18 protein-coding genes are annotated in these 18,990 nt (G+C 62.8%); 5 read left to right on the top strand and 13 right to left on the bottom strand.

Going from position 1 to position 18,990, the window contains the following annotated elements; translation table 11 throughout:
- Positions 1–25: 25 nt before the first annotated feature.
- From WCY17_RS00430 to rph, 13 genes are all read right to left on the bottom strand, one after another.
- Positions 26–1,144: a high-affinity branched-chain amino acid ABC transporter substrate-binding protein gene (locus WCY17_RS00430; RefSeq protein ID WP_372700188.1), complete on the bottom strand. Its 1,119-nt coding sequence runs from the start codon at positions 1,142–1,144 to the stop codon at positions 26–28.
- A 199-nt stretch (positions 1,145–1,343) separates the two neighbouring features.
- The gene (locus WCY17_RS00425) at positions 1,344–1,883 is read right to left on the bottom strand and encodes a VUT family protein (protein ID WP_372700187.1); all 540 of its coding nucleotides are present in this window, start codon (positions 1,881–1,883) and stop codon (positions 1,344–1,346) included.
- Positions 1,880–2,713 (bottom strand): pyrroline-5-carboxylate reductase, encoded by an 834-nt coding sequence (proC, locus tag WCY17_RS00420; protein ID WP_372700186.1) that lies wholly within the window; start codon positions 2,711–2,713, stop codon positions 1,880–1,882. The genes WCY17_RS00425 and proC overlap by 4 nt, the downstream gene beginning before the upstream one ends.
- Before the next feature lie 185 nt (positions 2,714–2,898).
- Positions 2,899–4,020, bottom strand: a complete 1,122-nt coding sequence (locus tag WCY17_RS00415) for a branched-chain amino acid ABC transporter substrate-binding protein (protein WP_372700185.1) — start codon at positions 4,018–4,020, stop codon at positions 2,899–2,901.
- Positions 4,021–4,132: 112 nt separating this feature from the next.
- Positions 4,133–4,648 (bottom strand): Dps family protein, encoded by a 516-nt coding sequence (locus WCY17_RS00410; protein ID WP_372700184.1) that lies wholly within the window; start codon positions 4,646–4,648, stop codon positions 4,133–4,135.
- 90 nt (positions 4,649–4,738) lie between these two features.
- Positions 4,739–5,695, bottom strand: coding sequence for a LysR substrate-binding domain-containing protein (locus tag WCY17_RS00405; RefSeq protein ID WP_372700183.1), 957 nt, complete (start codon positions 5,693–5,695; stop codon positions 4,739–4,741).
- Between the two features lie 56 nt (positions 5,696–5,751).
- The gene (gene recG / locus WCY17_RS00400; RefSeq protein ID WP_372700305.1) at positions 5,752–7,746 is read right to left on the bottom strand and encodes an ATP-dependent DNA helicase RecG; all 1,995 of its coding nucleotides are present in this window, start codon (positions 7,744–7,746) and stop codon (positions 5,752–5,754) included.
- Positions 7,747–7,829: 83 nt separating this feature from the next.
- Complete coding sequence (locus WCY17_RS00395) at positions 7,830–8,219, bottom strand: Rid family detoxifying hydrolase (protein WP_372700182.1); 390 nt, start codon at positions 8,217–8,219, stop codon at positions 7,830–7,832.
- Between the two features lie 68 nt (positions 8,220–8,287).
- Positions 8,288–9,064: a ferredoxin--NADP reductase gene (locus tag WCY17_RS00390; RefSeq protein ID WP_372700181.1), complete on the bottom strand. Its 777-nt coding sequence runs from the start codon at positions 9,062–9,064 to the stop codon at positions 8,288–8,290.
- A gap of 10 nt (positions 9,065–9,074) precedes the next feature.
- On the bottom strand, positions 9,075–10,487 hold the full coding sequence (gene glnA, locus WCY17_RS00385) for a type I glutamate--ammonia ligase (protein WP_372700180.1): 1,413 nt from the start codon (positions 10,485–10,487) through the stop codon (positions 9,075–9,077).
- A 96-nt stretch (positions 10,488–10,583) separates the two neighbouring features.
- Positions 10,584–11,783 (bottom strand): radical SAM family heme chaperone HemW, encoded by a 1,200-nt coding sequence (gene hemW / locus WCY17_RS00380; protein ID WP_372700304.1) that lies wholly within the window; start codon positions 11,781–11,783, stop codon positions 10,584–10,586.
- 58 nt (positions 11,784–11,841) lie between these two features.
- Positions 11,842–12,495, bottom strand: a complete 654-nt coding sequence (gene rdgB, locus WCY17_RS00375; protein ID WP_372700179.1) for an RdgB/HAM1 family non-canonical purine NTP pyrophosphatase — start codon at positions 12,493–12,495, stop codon at positions 11,842–11,844.
- On the bottom strand, positions 12,471–13,256 hold the full coding sequence (rph, locus tag WCY17_RS00370; RefSeq protein WP_372700178.1) for a ribonuclease PH: 786 nt from the start codon (positions 13,254–13,256) through the stop codon (positions 12,471–12,473). Before rph ends, rdgB begins: the two co-directional genes overlap by 25 nt.
- 66 nt (positions 13,257–13,322) lie before the next feature.
- Here rph and WCY17_RS00365 point away from each other — a divergent pair, with 66 nt between their 5' ends.
- From WCY17_RS00365 to WCY17_RS00345, 5 genes are all read left to right on the top strand, one after another.
- Positions 13,323–14,231 carry a YicC/YloC family endoribonuclease gene (locus tag WCY17_RS00365; RefSeq protein ID WP_372700177.1) on the top strand — a complete coding sequence of 303 codons (909 nt, stop codon included), beginning with the start codon at positions 13,323–13,325 and terminating at the stop codon, positions 14,229–14,231.
- A gap of 422 nt (positions 14,232–14,653) precedes the next feature.
- Positions 14,654–14,899 (top strand): hypothetical protein, encoded by a 246-nt coding sequence (locus WCY17_RS00360; RefSeq protein WP_372700176.1) that lies wholly within the window; start codon positions 14,654–14,656, stop codon positions 14,897–14,899.
- Positions 14,896–15,861, top strand: a complete 966-nt coding sequence (locus tag WCY17_RS00355; protein ID WP_372700175.1) for a c-type cytochrome — start codon at positions 14,896–14,898, stop codon at positions 15,859–15,861. The genes WCY17_RS00360 and WCY17_RS00355 overlap by 4 nt, the downstream gene beginning before the upstream one ends.
- Before the next feature lie 12 nt (positions 15,862–15,873).
- Entirely contained in the window at positions 15,874–17,574 is a 1,701-nt protein-coding gene (locus tag WCY17_RS00350; RefSeq protein ID WP_372700174.1) for a cbb3-type cytochrome c oxidase subunit I, read from the top strand.
- Positions 17,575–17,737: 163 nt separating this feature from the next.
- The gene (locus WCY17_RS00345; protein WP_372700173.1) at positions 17,738–18,982 is read left to right on the top strand and encodes an MFS transporter; all 1,245 of its coding nucleotides are present in this window, start codon (positions 17,738–17,740) and stop codon (positions 18,980–18,982) included.
- Positions 18,983–18,990 lie beyond the last annotated feature (8 nt).

Genomic DNA, 18,990 nt, shown 5'->3' with positions numbered 1-18,990 from the left:
CATGCACCGGGGCTGTCCGGGCCCGTCAGGGCTGGATCTGGGTCATGTTGCCGTCGGCGTCCCATTGGAACACGGCAAATTCGAACTGTTTGAGATCACCCTTGGCATCGTAGTCGACCTTGCCGATCACGGTGTCGAAGCTGTTCTCGTGCATGTAGTCGGCCACCTTGGCGGGATCGGTGCCGACCGCGTTGATGGCGTCGGCCAGGATCTGCATGGCCGCGTAGGCGGTCATGGTGAAGGCCCCATCCGGGCTGCGGTTGTACTTCTTGAACTGCTCGAGGACCGCTTCGTTGCCTTCACGCTTGGTGAAATCGGCCGGCAGCGTGGTGAGGAGCCTGTCGATGGCCGGCCCGGCGATGGCCGCGAGATCCTTGTTGGCCACCCCTTCGGGGCCCATGAACTGGACCGCCAGCCCCTGCTCGCGCGCCTGGCGCAGCAGCAGGCCGAGTTCGGGGTGGTAGCCGCCGAAATAGACCAGATCGGGGCCCAGTGCCTTGAGCTTGGAGATGACGGCCGAATAATCGCTGTCACCCACGTTGATGCCTTCGAACATGGCAATGTTGATGCCGCCTTGTTCGAGGGTTTTCTGCACCTGCGTGGCGACCCCGGAGCCGTAGGTCTGCTTGTCGTGCAGGATGGCCACTTTCTGCGGCTTGAGCTGCTCGATGATGTACCGGCCGGCGAATGGCCCTTGCTGATCATCACGCCCGATGGTGCGGAAGAAATAATGCGGCTTGATCGTGTCGGTGACCAGGGGTGATGTGGCACCCGGTGTGATGGCTACGATGCCTTCCTGCTCATACACGTTCACGGCCGGCACTGTGGTGCCGGAGCAGGCATGGGCCACAGCGAACTGTGCCCCGGAGTTGACCACCCGATTGGCCGCTGGCACGGCCTGCTTGGGTTCGCAGCCGTCATCGATGAGCAGCGCTTCGATCTGCATGCCCTTGATGCCGCCGGCCTCGTTCATGGCATCGATGGCAGTCAGTGCGCCGGCCTGGATCTGGTCGCCATATTGGGTGTTGGGACCCGTCATGGGCTGCGGGATGCCGATCTTGAGGGTTTCGGCCTGGGTGCCCGCAGCCAGCGCCATGGCGCCAAAAGCAAGCAGTATGGGAGTGATGCGCAACGTAAGCTTCATTCGGTAGTCTCCGGTAGAGGCGCCGCTGGCTGAACGAGAACCCTTTTAGGGACATGGCCAGGGGCACCAAGCCTGTGTGATTGCTTTCCGCCCTGAGCGGCAGGCGTATTCTGAGGGCTGCGGTAGCGTCCTGTCACTACGGTTAATCCCTAATTCTTGCCGGTCTCCTGGGCCCTTCGGCGGCGGGGCGTGTGCTTCTTCAGGCAGCAGGACGGGCCAGGTTCCACATCAGGGCCCTGAATGGTGCCAGCATGAGCAGATTCACCAGCAATTTGACGGCCAGGTCACCGACCAGCAGCGTAGGCCACGGAACATCGGTACCGGCAAAGGCGATGGCGAAGAAGGCCACCGTATCGAATACGGCTGCGATCGCACCGCCGATGAACGGCGCGCGCCACCAGCGTTGATGGCGCAGGCGGTTGAAGATCGTGATGTCGGTCAGTTGGGCGATCAGAAAGGCGCTGCCCGAGGCCAGCGCAATGCGTGGGCTGGCCAGCCAGATCGACACGACCAGTGCCGCCACAAAGCCGCCATACACCACCCTGCGGGCCGCCCGCGGCCCAAAGCGCCTGTTGAGCACATCGGTCACCAGGAACGACACCGGATAGGTGATGGCGCCCCAGGTGAGCCACGGATTGATCGGGTATTGCACCAGGATATTGGAGCCCACGACAATGGCGACCATACAGGCGAATGCGATCGCGAACTGGCGCAGCGACATGGCGTGGAAATGGCTCATGGCGCGTACTGGCCGGCAAGTTCACGGGCCCGGCGCGTGGCCGCAGCCACCGCCTGATGAATGATCTTTGCCTGATCATGCGCCATGAAGACTTCGAGGGCCGCCGCCGTGGTGCCGCCCTTCGAGGTCACGCGCTCGCGCAGAATGGCCGGTGAGTCGGGTGACAGGCCGGCCAGTTGCGTGGCGCCGTTGAACGTGGCCAGCGCCAGCTTGCGCGCCTGATCGGCCGACAGGCCCTGCTGCATGCCAGCCTGGATCAGGGCTTCGAGAAACAGGAACACGTAGGCCGGGCCACTGCCGGATACCGCGGTGACGGCGTCGATCGCGGCGTCATCGGCGACCCACAGGACCTCGCCCACCGCCGACAGCAGATCTTGCGCCAGTTCGCGATCTGCCTGATCGACCCCGCCGAGTGCCATCATGCCGGTAATGCCGGCGGCGATCAGGGCTGGCGTATTGGGCATGCAGCGTACCACGCGGGAAAACGGCTGCCCGGGCGTGCCCAGCCACTGGGCCAGTGCCTGCGCAGGGATGCCCGCCGCGATGCTGACCACCAGCGTATCGGCTTGCAGCCAGGGCCGGCACTGCTGTACGACCTGAGCCATGACCTGCGGCTTGACCGCAAAGAACCAGACCCGGCATGCGGCCAACTGCGCATCGGGGGTGGCGGCCACCGTGGTGCCCATGCCTTGCCAGTGTGCTCGCGTAGCCTCGACCGGATCGATGACGTGTACATGATCAGCCGCGCAGCGCCGGCCGATGAGGCCGCTGGCGAGTGCCCCGGCCATGTTGCCCCCGCCAATGAGGGCCAGAGTGAATTCTTCTTTCATGGGCGTATTGTATGAAAGAAGTCGCGCCTTGGTGAATCGAATCTTCGATGTCTGAAGCGAATTTTCGAGAATTCAAAAGCGGTGCCGCAAGCGGCACCGCAAATTCGGGGCGGTGCAAGTGCGAACGCCCTGCTGCGAACGCGCAAACGCTTTGACGTGAATGCGCGTTCGCCCCGAAGCGAGGGTCAGTCGAAGACCGACTTGCTGCCGTCGGCGTGCCAGGTGAAGACGTCGAACTTGAAGGACTCGAGATCGCCCTGATCGTTCCAGGAGATCTCGCCGATGGGCGTCTTGACCGAATTGGCATGCAGCCATTCGGCCACCTGGGCCGGGTCGTCCTTGCCTGCCCCCTTGATGCCATCGGCAATGGCCTCGACCGCGGCGTAGGCCGTGAGCTGGAAGGCGCCGCCCGGGTCACGGTTCTTGTCCTTGAACGCCTTGACGACGGCCGCATTGGCGGGATCCGTGGTGAAATCAGCCGGCAACGTGACCAGCATGCCTTCGACCGCCGGACCGGCAATGGCGTTGATGTCGGGGTTGCCCACGCCCTCGGGGCCCATGAATTTCGCCTGCAGGCCCTGTTCGGCCCCCTGGCGCAACAACAGGCCCATTTCTGGATGATAGCCGCCGTAATACACGAAATCGGCCCCGGAGGATTTCAGTTTGGTGATGACCGCTGAATAATCGCTATCGCCCGCGTTGATGCCTTCGAACAGCACGACATCGATACCGGATTTTTCGAGATCGTTCTTGACGGCCTGCGCGATGCCCTGACCATACGACTGCTTGTCATGCAGCACGGCCACCGCCTTGGGCTTGACCTTGTTCTTGATGAAATCGGCTGCCGCAGGGCCTTGCTGGTCATCGCGCCCTATGGTGCGAAAGATGGTGTCGTAACCCTTGCCATCGGTGACCGCCGGCGACGTGGCCGATGGCGTGACCATGACCACGCCTTCGTTGTTGTACACCGGCGTGGCCGCAATGGTCGCGCCGGAGCACACATGCCCCACGACGTAGTGGATTTTTTCGTTGACCACACGGTTGGCCACGACAGGCCCTTGCTTGGGTTCGCAGGCATCATCGATGACCACGGCCTCGAGCTGGTTGCCCAGTACGCCACCTGATGCGTTGATGGTTTCAATGGCGGTGTCCACCCCTTCCTTGACCATATCGCCGTATTGCGTCAACGCCCCGGTGTAGGGCCCCGCGATCGCGATGCGGATTGTGTCGGCATGCGCTGCGGAAGAAAGCATCATGCCTGCGGCCAGGCCCAGTGCGGCTGCCATCGGCGTAAAGCGTACGTTCATAAGACCTCCTGTGAATGACCCGAAAAGAATACACGAAGGCCTTGCATCTCGGGTAGCACCCAGGATGAGGGTTTTCCCCCGAAAGCCAGGGCTTCAGGACACCATGCAAGCCTCAGGCAAGCATGCTGCGCAGCATCCAGGCATTTTTCTCGTGGATGTCGAGCCGCTGCGTGAGCAAATCGGCCGTGGGCTGGTCGTTGACTTCGTCGGCGACCCGAAACGCAGCGCGCGCAGTACGGGCCACGGCTTCATTGCCATCGACCAGCATCTGCAGCATGCCCTCGGCGCTGGGTACGGAGGTCGGTTCGGCAATGGAACTGAGCCGGGCGTATTCGGCGTATGTGCCGGGTGCATAGTGCCCCAGGGCACGGATGCGCTCGGCGATCTCATCGAGTGCCTGCCAGATTTCGGTGTACTGCGTCATGAACAGGTTGTGCAGTGCGCTGAACATGGGCCCGGTGACATTCCAGTGGAAATTGTGTGTCATCAGATACAGGGTGTAGGTATCGGCCAGCGTCCTGGAGAGTTCGGTGACCACGGCCGCGCGATCCTGATCGGAAATCCCGATGTCGATCGGCAGGCCACTGGGCGGTGCAATCTGGGCGGAAGGATTCTTTGCTTTGGCCATCGAGGGCTCCTTTTGGGAATGACGAACGATGCCAGAATAGCACGCTGCGCATGAAGCAGGTGCTCTCCGGGTGCGCCGCGCCATCTCTTTTCAGGCGCCCACAGCCAGCATGGCAGGGCTGTCTTCCAATTGCTGGACACCTGGCATGCCGCAGTGCCGTATGGCGTGCACCAAAGCCGCAATGGCCGCCAGGCGCGGATAGCTCCTGCGCCATACCAGCACCACGCGCCGGTCCGGTACCGGCGGCTCGAACGGCACGAAGCGCAGCAGGCTGCTCTCGGCGCCCTGCACCCCGAGCGCGCTGGCCGGCATCACCGTAATGCCGATGCCGGCCGCCACCATGTGGCGTATGGTTTCCAGCGAAGAGCCTTCGAAGGTCCGCTGTATGCCTTCGCTGGTTGCCGAGAACCGGGACAGTTCGGGGCAGACTTCGAGCACCTGGTCGCGGAAACAGTGGCCGGTGCCGAGCAGCAGCATGGTTTCTTCCTTCAACTGCCGCGCGGCAATGCGTGGCCTTTGCGCCCAGGGATGTTCGTGCGGCAGCGCCACGAAAAACGGCTCGTCATACAGATCACACTGCGCCAGCCCGTTCTCGGGAATGGGCAGCGCCACAATGGCGCAATCGATTTCCCCCTGGCGCAACAGTTCGAGCAGGCGCGCGGTATAGTTCTCCTGCAGCAGCAGCGGCATCCGGGGGGTGCTGCGGATCTGCTCGGGCACCAGCCAGGGCAGCAGATAGGGGCCAATGGTGTAGATTACGCCGACGCGCAAGGGGCCCTCGAGCGGGTCATGCCCCTGGCGGGCAATTTCGCGCAGGTTGGCGCTTTCCTCGAGTATTTTCTGGGCCTGGGCCACCACCCGCAGGCCGATCGGGGTAATCGTGACCTCGGCCCCGCCCCGTTCGAACAGGGTCACTTCGAGTTCGTCTTCGAGCTTGCGTATGGCCACCGAGAGGGTCGGCTGACTGACGAAACAGGCTTCCGCGGCCCGCCCGAAATGGCGCTCTCGCGCCACCGCGACAATGTATTTCAGTTCGGTCAGGGTCATGTTCGTACATCCATTCTGAAAGACCGGGCCGGGCAGAACGAGCCCGCCCTGGCGGCTCAGCCGCGCAAATACTGCATCATGGCAGGCATCCAGCGCACCTGGTGGGCCTGTGCATGCTGCGGATACCGCGTGCGCAGACACCTGGCCAGGTCTCTGGCCAGTTCGAGCAGCTGCTCGTCAAGCTCGAGATCGGCAAAGCGCAGCAGGGCCTGCCCCGATTGACGCATCCCCAGCAATTCGCCGGGCCCGCGCAAGGCCAGGTCACGGCGTGCGATTTCGAAGCCATCGGTGGTTTCGTACAGCGCACGCAGGCGCTCGCGGGCAATCAGCGACAGCGGCGGGTGATACAACAGAATACATGTGGATGCCCCGGCCCCCCGTCCGACCCGCCCGCGCAGCTGGTGCAGCTGCGCCAACCCGAAACGCTCGGCCTGCTCGATGACCATCAGCGTGGCATTCGGGACATCGACCCCGACTTCGATCACGGTCGTGCTGACCAGCAAGTCGAGCTGCCCGGCCCGAAAGGCGTCCATGACCCGCGTCTTTTCGGCGGCCGGCAGGCGGCCATGCATCAGGCCCACGCGCAGATCGGGCAGCGCGGCGTCCAGCCGTGCGTGCGTGTCGACGGCGGTCTGCAGCTGCAGGGCTTCGCTCTCTTCGACCAGCGGGCATACCCAGTAGGCCTGGGCCCCGTTGTGCAGCGCAGCCGCGACATGATCCATGACCTGTTCGCGGCGCCGGTCATCGAACAGACGCGTGCGCACGGGACTGCGGCCGGGCGGCATTTCATCCAGCACCGAGACATCCATGTCGGCAAAGAACGCCATGGCCAGTGTGCGCGGGATGGGTGTGGCGCTCATGCTCAGCTGATGGGGCAGCACGCCCGCGACTGCCCCCTTGGTGCTCAGGGCGAGACGCTGCCCGACGCCGAAGCGATGTTGCTCGTCGCTGATCACCAGGCCCAGGTTGTCGTAGTCGACCTTGTCCTGGATCAAGGCCTGGGTCCCCACGAGCAGGCGCGCCTCGCCGGATGCCAGGGCAGCGAGGCTGCGCCGCCGCTCGGCTGCCGGCATGCTGCCGCCGAGCCACGCCAGTGTGACCCCGAGCGGCTGCAGCCATTCGTGCAACTTGCGATGCAGCTGTTCGGCAAGGATCTCGGTGGGCGCCATGACCGCCACCTGGACCCCGGCCTCGATGGCGTGAGCACACGCGAGGGCAGCCACCAGGGTCTTGCCACTGCCGACATCGCCCTGCAGCAGGCGATGCATGGGGTGGGCACGCTGCAGATCCTGGCAGATCTGCCCGGCGGCCTGACGCTGGGCCTGTGTGGGTTCGAAGGGCAAGCGCCCGAGCAGGCGACGGCCCAGCGCGCCGGGGCTGGTCAAGGGCCGGGCACACAAGGCCTGCCGGGCGGCGCGCGCATCCGCCAATGCCAGTTGCTGGGCCAGCAGTTCATCGAACTTGATGCGCACCCACGCGGGATGGCTGCGTTCCTGCAAGGCCGTCGCGTCGACATCCCGGTCTGGATGGTGCAACAACCGCAGGCTGGGCTCGAAAGCCGCCAGGTGGTGGGCATCGAGAAGCGCTTCGGGCAGGGTATCGGACAGATCGGTGTTGTCGAGCGCCTGACTGATGGCCTTGCGCAGACTGGCCTGCGACAGCCCCTGGGTCGTGGGGTAGACCGGCGTCAAGGTCTCGGGCAGCTGGACATCGGGCTCGGAAATCCGCGGGTGCATGAGCTCGGGCCCATTGAAACCCTGCCTGACATCGCCGCGTACCCGCAGCCGTTTGCCCTGTGCGACCCGGGTCTGCAAGCCGGGATAGACATAAATCCAGCGCAGGCTCAGACGCCCTGTTTTGTCAGCAAGCTGGGCCTGCAGTTCGCGACGCGGGCCCACCTGGACGGCACAGGAGAGAATTTCGCCCTCGAAGACGCCATAGGCGCCAATTTCAGCCTGCGCGATCGGGGTGATCCGGGTATCGTCTTCGTAACGCAGCGGCAGGTGCGTGATGAAATCGACCGGATTGCACAGGCCCAGCCGTTCGAACAGCCGGGCCTGACGACTGCCCGAAGACCCTGTTGCCCGTCCCCCGGGGCGCTGGCGGCCAGCCTGGACCAAGACGACCGGGTTGTTCAGAGCGCCAGGACCGCCTCGACCTCGAACTGCGCCCCTTTGGGGAGACTGGCCACCCCGAGGGTGGAACGGGCCGGATAAGGTTCGGGGATGAGTTCGGCCATGATGGCATTGGCGCTGGCGAATTTGCTCAGGTCAGTGAGAAACAGGGTGAGCTTGACAATGTTTTCGAGGGATCCGCCCGCCGCTTCGACCACCGCCTTCAGATTGGTGAAGGACTGCCGCACCTGGCCTTCGAAATTTTCCGAGACCAGTTCGCCCGTGCCTGGTTCGAGGCCGATCTGGCCGGACAGAAATACCAGGCGGCTGCCAGCGGGCGCCGCAACCCCTTGTGAGTAGGGGCCCACGGCCGCAGGTGCGCTGTCGGTATGAATGATGTGCTTGCTCATGAATGATCCGCAGAATTGTTTGACAACCAGAGTTTAACGAGCCGGGGCAAAGAATAAAAGCCGGGGGTTCAGCGCTCGGCAAATGCACGTTCGAACACGTAGTCGCCCGGTTCGCCTACCCCGGCCGAAACGACGAAACCACGTGCATCCAGCATCGCCCGGATATCGGTCAGCATGGCCGGACTGCCGCAGATCATGGCCCGGTCCTGGGCTGGATCGAGCGGCGGCAGACCAATGTCTTCGAAGAGTTTTCCGCTCTCGACCAGCGTGGTGAGCCGACCCTGATTCCTGTAGGGCTCACGCGTGACCGTGGGATAGTAGATCAGCTTCTGGCGCACCATTTCACCCAGATATTCATCTTCGGGCAACTGTTTCTGGATCAGATCGGTATAGGCCAGTTCGCTGGCAAAACGGACCCCATGCATCAGTACCACGTGCTCGAACCGGTCGTAGACATCCGGATCCTGGATGATGCTCAGGAAGGGGGCGAGCCCGGTGCCGGTCGCGAACAGGTACAGGTTGCGCCCCGGCTTGAGATCATCGACCACCAGCGTGCCGACGGGCTTGCGGCTGATGAGCACCCGATCGCCCGGCTGCAGATGCTGCAGACGCGAGGTCAGCGGCCCGTTGGGCACCTTGATGCTGAAGAATTCAAGGTTTTCCTGGTGATTGGCGCTCGCAATGCTGTAGGCCCTGAGCAGGGGCTTGCCCTCGACCTCGAGACCGAGCATCACGAAGTGCCCGTTGCTGAAACGCAGGCCCGGGTCGCGCGTGGTGGTGAACGAAAACAGCGTGTCATTCCAGTGATGCACACTGAGCACTTCTTCGGTACGAAATGCAGCCATGGCTGTATCCTCAAAGGGTATAGTACAAATCGAATTCGACCGGATGGGGGGTCATGCGCAACCGGTCGAGTTCGCGCTCCTTGAGGTCCAGCCAGGTGTCGATCAGGTCATTGCTGAACACCCCGCCACGCACCAGGAACTCGCGATCCTGATCCAGTGCATCGAGCGCCTGCTCGAGTGAGGCACAGACCGTGGGGATTCTGACATCTTCTTCGGGCGGCAGGTCGTACAGGTTCTTGTCGGCGGGATCGCCGGGGTAAATCTTGTTCTGGACCCCATCGAGCCCGGCCATCATCAAGGCCGAGAAGGCCAGGTAGGGGTTGGCCAGCGGGTCGGGAAAACGGGCTTCGACGCGGCGCGCCTTGGGGTTGGACACATAGGGAATGCGTATCGACGCCGAACGGTTGCGTGCTGAATACGCCAGTTTCACCGGTGCCTCGTAGTGCGGCACCAGCCGTTTGTACGAATTGGTACCCGGGTTGGTGATGGCATTCAGGGCGCGCGCGTGGTGGATGATGCCGCCAATGTAGTACAGCGCAAACTCGGACAAACCGCCGTAGCCATTGCCGGAAAACAGGTTCTGCCCGTCTTTCCAGATGGATTGGTGCACATGCATGCCCGAGCCGTTGTCGCCCTCGATCGGCTTGGGCATGAAGGTGGCTGTCTTGCCATATGAATGGGCCACGTTGCGGATCACGTACTTCATGGTCTGCGTCCAGTCGGCGCGCTGCACCAGGGTGGCAAACCGTGTACCGATCTCGAGTTGCCCGGCATGGCCGACTTCATGATGATGAATCTCGACGGGTACCCCCATCTGCTCCATCAGCAGGCACATTTCGGCACGCATGTCGGCAAATGAATCAATGGGCGGCACCGGAACATACCCCCCCTTGACGGCGGGCCGGTAGCCCGGGTTGCCGCCGTTGGCTTCATGCGCGTTGGACCATGCGGCCTCATCCGACTGGATGCGCACGAAGCAGCCCGCCATGTCGGCATGCCAGCTGATGCCATCGAACACGAAAAACTCGGGTTCCGGGCCGAAATAGGCCGTATCCCCGAGCCCACTGGACTTCAGGTACGCTTCGGCGCGCCGCGCGAGCGAGCGCGGATCGCGATCGTACCCCTTAAGGTCGGCGGGCTCGACCACATCGCATGTGAGAATGAGCGTGATTTCATCGCGGAAGGGATCCAGCCGGGCGGTGGCCGGATCGGGCATGAGGTTCATGTCGGAGGCCTCGATGCCCTTCCAGCCGGGCAGCGACGAGCCATCGAAGGCAATGCCCGATTCCATGCGATCTTCATCCATCTGGCTGGCCGGTAGGGTCAGATGATGCTCGCGGCCCAGCGTATCGGTGAAGCGCAGGTCGACGAAACGCACCTCGCGCTCGGCAATCAGGTGGATGATTTCTTCGGGTGTGGACATGCTGGCGGGCTCCGGCGGGACATGCGGCGGGCGGCGAAACATGGAAAAGCCAATACCGCAAAGCTTGTTATTTTATCGTCAGTGGGCAAACAATTCTCAGGGCAGGAACACCATCTGCAGTTCATTGAGAAATTGCCAGCCGCGTTCGGTGGCCTGGATCCGGCCCAGACCGGGTTCGAGCAGGCCTTGCTCGACCGCCTTTTGCATGGCGGGCAGAATCGACATCAGCGACAGGCCCGTACGCTCGATGAACAGGCCGCCATCGACGCCCTGCCTGAGCCGCAGGGCATTCAGCATGAATTCGAACCCCAGATCTGCCGCGCTCAGTTCGCGCCGCTCGACCACGTGGGATCCATTGCCGCGCGCCGCCCGCTGCATCCAGGCTTCGGGCATCCGCGCTCGCGCCTGGCGGGTGATCCGGTTCTGGAACGACAGCTTGGAGTGTGCGCCCGGGCCCAGCCCCAGATAATCGCCAAAACGCCAATAGTTGAGGTTGTGCTGGCATTCCTGATGCGGACGGGCATAGGCCGAGACTTCGTAGCGCTCGTAGCCTGCCGCGCAGGCCAGTTCGGCCACACGATCCTGCATGCCGGCAGCCAGATCATCGGCAGGCACCGGGGGTGGATACTTGCCGAATACGGTATTGGGTTCGAGCGTCAGATGGTAGAGAGACAGGTGGCCCGTGCCGAACGACAGCGCTTCGCGCACGTCGGCCTCGCACTGTGCCATGGTCTGCTGCGGCAGGGCGAACATCAGGTCGAGATTGACCCTGGGCACGGCGTCACAGGCCATGGCAATCGCTGCCCGGGCCTGGGCGCCATCGTGGATGCGGCCCAACCGGCGCAGCATCGTATCGTCGAACGACTGGATGCCCAGGGAAATCCGGTTCACACCGGCCTGGGCGTAGCCCTGGAAGCGGCTGGATTCAGCGGTACCCGGGTTGGCTTCCAGGGTGATTTCGCAATCCGGCGGCAGATTCAGGTAGGCGCGCAGCAGGCTGAGCACGTGATCGATCGCTTCGGCCGACAGCAGGCTGGGCGTGCCGCCACCGAAAAACACGGTGGACACCTGGCGCCCCCAGACATCAGGTACCGCCTGCTCGAGATCGGCAGCAAGCGCCTGCAGATAGCGGGCTTCCGGCAGGGTGCCCTTGAATTCATGCGAGTTGAAATCGCAGTAGGGACACTTGTGCACGCACCAGGGCACGTGGATATACACCGACAGGGGGGGCAAGGCGACCAGGCCCGGGCGGCCACGCACCCCGGGCCGACCCGTCGGTTGGTCATCGCCCGGCATTGGAACAGGAATCAGGCGCTTCATTTCAGGCAGGCCATACAGGGTTCATGAATACGCTTCAGGTCCGGCGCACCGCGTCGGTGCGCAACTGCTGCAGCAGGTTCGCCAGTGCAAGCGCACGATGACTGTGACGATTCTTCAGTTCGGCCGGCAGTTGCGCGACGGTTTTGCCCAGTGCAGGCACATGAAACAGCGGGTCATAGCCGAAACCGTGCTGGCCACGGGGTGCGTCCAGCACTTCGCCGTGCCAGAGGCCCTGCGCCACCAGCGGCAGGGGGTCGTCTGCGCTGCGCAGATAGATCAGTACGGCCACGTAGAATCCCCGTCGGTCGCGTACGTGTTGCAGCGCGCGCAGCAACTGTGCGTTGTTGGCGGCATCGCCACGCGAGCCGCCCTGCAGCGCCGCATAACGTGCCGAATGGACCCCGGGCGCGCCCCCGAGGGCCGCCACGCACAGCCCGGAATCATCGGCCAGCGCCGGCAGGCCCGTTTGGCGGCTGGCATGGCGGGCCTTGGCCAGGGCATTTTCGAGAAATGTACTGTGAGGCTCGGGCGCTTCGTCTACCCCCAGGCTGGATTGACTGACGATGTTCAAGCCCGCCGTGGACAATATGGCCGAAAATTCAGCCAGCTTGCCTGGATTGGCCGAGGCCAGTACCACGCGGCGCGGGCTCTCGTTGTGGATGCTCACGCCAGCTCCAGTGCCCGGCATTGGGCCGAAAAAAGATCCCGCATACCGCTTTCGGCGCTGTCGAGCAGCGCATCCAGTTGGGCGCGCGTGAAACTGCCACCTTCGCCGGTGCCCTGCACTTCGACAAAATCGGCACCGGCCGTGGAATCGCTGCCCCAGGGCCGGGCCATGACCACGTTCATGTCGGTGTGGCAACCGGAGTCTTCGGCGTAATCGAGATCCAGCAAGACCCGATCACGCACCAGGCCAACGGACACGGCGGCCACCTGGCCGCGCACTGGCTGATCGGCCAGCAGGCCCCGGGCCTGCAGCTCTCTGACTGCCAGCACTGCTGCAAGCCATGCCCCTGTGATGCTGGCACAACGGGTGCCGCCATCGGCCTGCAGGACATCGCAGTCCAGATGCAGGGTGCGCTCGCCCAGCGCGTGCAGATCGAACACCGCGCGCAGACTGCGGCCGATCAGCCGCTGGATTTCCTGTGTGCGCCCGCCCTGCCTGCCGCGTGCGGCCTCGCGGTCGCTGCGTTCCTGGGTGGCCCTGGGCAGCATGCCGTATTCGGCCGTGACCCAACCCCGGCCCCGACCCTTGAGAAATGCGGGCACCCGCGCGAGGACGCTGGCGTTGCACAGTACGTGGGTGTCACCCATGCGCACGAGAACCGACCCTTCGGCATGGCGGGTGAAACCGGTCGTGAATTCGACCACGCGCAACTGATCAGGGCCGCGCCCGCCATGACGGGCCTGATACAGGGTGGTGGATGGACACAGGGGTTGGGACGACATGGGAAAACCACTCTTCTGACACACTACAATAATGCACATTGTAGAGAATCAGGACGGGACCATTTCATGATACGCAGCATGACGGCGTTCGGCAGTGCGCAAATCGGCACGGGCCAGGCCACTCTGTCGGTGGAAATTCGCAGCGTGAACAACCGCTTTCTGGATGTGTCCCTGCGCCTGCCCGAAGACCTGCGCTTTGCCGAAGCACGCTTGCGCGAATTGATGGCCGGGCAGATTCTGCGTGGCAAGGTCGAACTGCGCATGCAACTCGAGCGCTCGGAAGACATGCTGCGTCAGCCGCTCGACCTGCCGGCGCTGCAGGCTCTGGCCGGGCAACTGGCGCAGGCCCGCCAGATCCTGCCCGATCTGCCGACGCCCACATTCAACGAACTGCCCCGGCTTGCGGGTCCACAGCGTGGCGAACGGGCCGAACAGCTGCTGGCCTTGTCCGAGCAGGCCTGTATACAGGCCCTGCAGCAACTCGGTCAGCAACGTGAGCGTGAAGGCGCCCGTCTGGCCACCGCCATGCTGCAGATGGCCGCTCAGATGCAAACGCTGGTCAGCAGGGTTCAGGCGCACATGCCCGTGCTGCTGCAACAGTATCAGGACAAGGTCGCCGGGCGCCTGCGCGAGGCCCTCGAACAGGCCAGCCCGGAAGGGCTGCACCAGATCAGTGGCAGTGAACTTTCGGCACGCATCGCGCAGGAAGCCAGCCTCTTCGGGCTGCGCAGCGATGTCGCCGAAGAATTGACACGCCTCGAATCTCATGTGCAGGAACTCCGCAGCCTGCTCGATCAGCAGGCGCCTTCAACGGGGCGCGGGCACGGAAAGCGGCTGGATTTCCTGTTTCAGGAAATGAATCGCGAAGCCAACACCCTGGGTTCGAAGGCGGCCGCGCTGAGTGTCACCCAGGCCGCAATCGATCTGAAACTGCTGATCGAGCAGATGCGCGAGCAGGCTCAAAATATCGAATGAGCCTGCCGGGCCGTGGGTACACGCCGGATGGGCCCCATTGGTCGAACTTCAGGGTATTCCCTATTTGAAGCGAAAATTGATCTGCATCATTGCAGACAGCACGGACCATCCCATCATAAAAACCATGATGCTGCCGTCGATATTCAACAGGTAGGATCCACACACATGAAGAGCGGCAATGAATCGATATAAGCAATTGATTGATAATGATAATTCTGTAATTGAAAAAAATATCGACTGCTTTTTTCCGGGCATATGATCCGACGCGCAATTCATCAAACTTCAATCACTTGATTCATTTGTATTGCACATGAATTGAAATGAATCATTTGTTTCCCATTTTCAAAATGATGGCATTCTTGCCTTGAAGCCATTCGATTTCTAGACTGCATGAGCCATTCTGCCTGAAAGGAGGGAATGAAATGGCTCAGCGAATGATTGACTTTGTGTTGTCCGCACTGGCCGCCCTGCTCAGTGTCCTGCTCTCATGGCCTTACTGGCGAGATTTTGAATATTGGGCCGAATCTCCAACGATGTGGTGGATCTACATCATCATCGGCTATGTGCTGGCGATCTATGTGTTCTATGCCTTCCTGGGCAGCCTCAGAACCTTGTTCCAGCACGATGAACAGGCTCGTCAACAAGAAAATGCCGGGGGTTCGAAATGAGCTGTCTGAACGGAACCGACTGTCGCGAACACATCAAGCGTCACACGGCCCTGGCTGTGCTGGCGCTGATGCTGGTCATTTTCCTCCTGCTGTCGGCATGGTCGTTTCTGCCGTCACGCAACCAGACGATCCCTTCGGTCGTTCAGTATGGTGATGTCGATGCCGTGGCTGGCAAGCGCGTCTTCCAGGCCTACAACTGCATGGGCTGTCACACCATCGTGGGCAATGGTGCCTATTTCGGCCCCGACCTGACAAAAATCTATCATGACACGGGCCCTGCGTGGCTCGCCGCCTTCCTGCCCTCTGCTGGTGGCTGGCCCACCACGGCGGCCGTCCAGGTCCAGCTGCAGAATCCTCTGGTGCAAAAAGAAGCGGGCGTGGCCGACATCGACGCCTATCGCAAGCAATATCCAGGGGCGGCCGAACGCATGGATCACCGTGGCGGGCAACACAGCCTGATGCCCAATCTGCCACTGGACGCGGGCGAAATCCAGGCACTCATGGCCTTCTTCAAATATACCTCGGCCATGAACAACGAAGGCTGGCCGCCAAAACCCGATCCAGACCGGCGCCTGCCGATCCAGGCGGCCTCTGTCGCCGCTGCAGCCAGTGCGCAGGCAGCGCCCGTCGCGGCGGCCGGCAGCAGCCCGTCCGATGCCGGTGGCGCGGTCGATCTGGTGGCTGCAGGGCAGAAACTGGTGGGCGATCTGGGCTGCGTGGCCTGTCATGCCACCGACCAGACCCGCATGGTGGGGCCGGGCTGGGGTGGCCTGTTTGGCCATGATGTCAAGCTCGCCGACGGCAGCACAGTCGTCGCTGACGAAGAATACATCGTACGTTCGATCCGTGAACCCGATGCGCAGGTGGTCGAAGGCTATCCGCCACACGTCATGCCGTCCTATGACGCACTGGTCAACGAAGCCGACATGCAAGCCATCGTTGCCTATCTTCGCAGCCTGTAAGGGGAAATCATCATGCTCAAGATTGAATACGTCACACAGCGCCTGAGTCTGCGCTTCTTCATGCTGATGCTGGTGCTGTTCGCCTTTCAGGTCGCCTTCGGGCTGGTGATCGCCACGCAGCACGTCGACCCCACCCTGCTCGCCGGGGTGGCCAATTTCAACATCCTGCGTGCCGAACACACCAATCTCGGCATCCTGTGGATCCTGTCCGGCTTCATCGGCACGATCCTGTTTGTCGGGCCTCTGCTGTCACATCGTGAGCTCGCTGCAACCGGCCTGATCAAGTTCCTGTTCTGGGCCTTGCTCGCCGTCACGATCTGGAACGTCTGGACGCAGTCGCTGGCCGCCGAAGGCATTGCAGGCTGGTGGGCCGGCCAGCCATGGCTGCAGGAAGGTCTCGAATACCTCGAAGCCGGCCGTGCAGCCGACGTTGTGATCTTCGTGGGCTTCGCCATTCTGGCCTACATCCTGTTGCGCACCTTCCCGCCGCGCCGCGAATGGAACGAGATCCACTGGGGGCTGGCCATCGGGGTGGTGGCACTGACCTTCGTCTGGCTGTTTGGCGTCTTCTTCGTCGAGCGCATCGACCTGCAAGAGTACTTCCGCTGGTATGTGGTCCATTACTGGGTCGAAGGCGTCTGGGAAGTCATCCACATCAGCCTGGTCGGCTTCCTGCTGGTGCTCATGTTCAAGGCGGATGTCAAGGCGGTCGGATACGCGGTATTCTGGGGCGTCGCCATGGTGTGGCTGTCTGGCCTCATCGGCAACGCGCACCACTACTTCTGGATCGGTACGCCCGAATTCTGGCAGTTCTGGGGCTCGCTCTTCAGCGCGCTCGAGCCCCTGCCGCTGGTATTCTGCTTCTGGCACATCTATCTGGATGCCCACCAGGATCGCAAGCCGCTCGAAAATGCACCGGCGTTCTACTTCATCCTGGGCTCGGTGGTACTCGAACAGGTGGGCGCAGGCATCCTCGGCTTCACCATGACGTTCGCCCTCACCAACGTCTGGTCGCATGGCACATGGGTGACACCCAGCCATGCCCACCTGGCCCTGTTCGGCACCTTCGGCATGCTGGGGATTGCCGCCGCGTACTACGCGGTGCCCTTGCTGCGCGGGGTCAAGAACTTCGACCAGCGTCTCGGACGCATTGCATTCTGGCTCGTGTTCACAGGCATGCTGGGCATCGCCTTTGGCTTTGCCATAGGCGGCACGATCCAGGTGTTCCTGTACCGCTCGATGGGGCTGTCCTGGTTCGGCGGCGAGATCTTCCCGGCCATGCAGTTCTACAAGATACTGGTGCCGATCTTCGGGCTGGTGTTCACGACCGGCGCAGGGCTGCTGATCTACGACCTGCTGACCATCGGCTACCGCTCGCGCCAGGCGCCCGTCGAAGAACCTGCAGCCGCGGTGCGGCCAGTCCGCGGCCGCTGGTCGGCGCAGTTGCGCGGCGTCGAGGCGGGCCTGTGGCTCATGGGCATGTGGATTTTCGGTGCCATCATCACGCTGGGGCTGCTGAGTTTCAACCTCGAGGTCGTAGCCAAGGGGGACCCCACCATCCCGTATGTCCTGGGGGGGATCGGCTACCCTGGCCTGCTGCTGATCACGCTGCTCTTCGTGTGGCGCTTCCTGGCCTCACTCGAAGCACGCCCGGCACCGGCCGCACAGGCCCAGCCGTCGATGGCGCCTGCCGCAGTGGGCCAAGGCACCTGACGCGATACCCTGCCCGCACTCTGACCCCGACCTTCGCGTCGGGGTTTTTTCTGGATGTCCAGAATGGCTCATGGGATCATCGTACAATGACCTGAACGACCGAAAACCCCGATATCCATTGCGGCTCGGCGTCCACCCACCCGTACCTGCATCGGCCCGTTGCATGAAATCAGCTCTCGCTCCCAACTCCGAAATACGCCCAGACACATCGCGCAAGCCGGCGGGCATGGCCTACCCCGTGCTCGGGGCCATCAGCCTCACGCACCTGCTCAACGACATGATGCAGTCGGTGCTGCTGGCCATGTACCCGATACTGCAGGGCAATTTCGACCTCAGTTTTGCGCAGGTCGGGGTCATCACGCTGGCGTTCCAGTTTTCGGCCTCCCTGCTGCAGCCCATGGTGGGTCGCTTCACCGACCGGCACCCCATGCCCTATTCACTGCCGATCGGCATGGGGTTCACGTTCTGTGGCCTGATACTGTTGTCCTTTGCGTGGAACTTTCCCATGGTCGTGCTGGCGGCCATGCTGGTCGGTGCCGGCTCTTCGGTCTTTCACCCCGAATCATCGCGGGTCGCGCGCATGGCCTCGGCAGGCCAGCACGGCCTGGCACAATCCATTTTTCAAGTGGGTGGCAACATCGGTTCATCCATAGGGCCGCTGCTGGCCGCGCTGCTGATCGTGCCCCATGGCCAGCGCAGCGTCATCTGGGTGTCTGCAGCCGCCCTGTTGGGCATACTCATCCTGTACGGGGTCAGCCGCTGGTATGCCGCCAACCTGACCAGCAGCCGCGGTCGTCAATCCTTGCGCAAGGCAGATAACGGGCTTGATCACAGGCAGGTCCTTTGGGCACTGTCGATCCTGCTGCTGCTGATCTTCAGTAAATACTTCTATCTGGCCGGCCTGAACAGCTACTTCACCTTCTTTCTGATCGACCGCTTCCATGTGGAAGTCCAGCAGGCCCAGTACGCCCTGTTCGTCTTTCTGGCGGGTGTGGCCACGGGTACCCTCGTCGGCGGCCCTGTGGGCGATCGTATCGGCCGCAAACGGGTGATCTGGGGCTCCATTCTGGGTACCGCGCCGTTTTCCCTCGCCCTCCCCTATGTCAATCTCGAGTGGACCCTGATCCTGGTGTTCTGTGCGGGGGCCATGATCGCTTCGGCATTCCCGGCCATCATCGTGTATGCACAGGAACTCATGCCGGGCAAGACGGGCACGGTATCCGGCCTGTTCTTCGGTCTGGCATTCGGCATGGGCGGCATCGGCGCGGCGGTGCTGGGCTGGCTGGCGGATGCCACCAGCATTGCCTTCGTCTATCACCTGTGTGCCTGGCTGCCGGTGCTGGGGGTGGTGGCTTTCTTCCTGCCCGACATGCGATCGCGCACCGTGGCCAGAACCACTGCGCGCTGAACTGATCG

The organism is Castellaniella sp., from assembly GCF_041677825.1.
Classification (GTDB): domain Bacteria; phylum Pseudomonadota; class Gammaproteobacteria; order Burkholderiales; family Burkholderiaceae_B; genus Castellaniella.
Note: the sequence above shows the minus strand (reverse complement) of the source record. Positions and strands in the feature narration are given on the sequence as shown.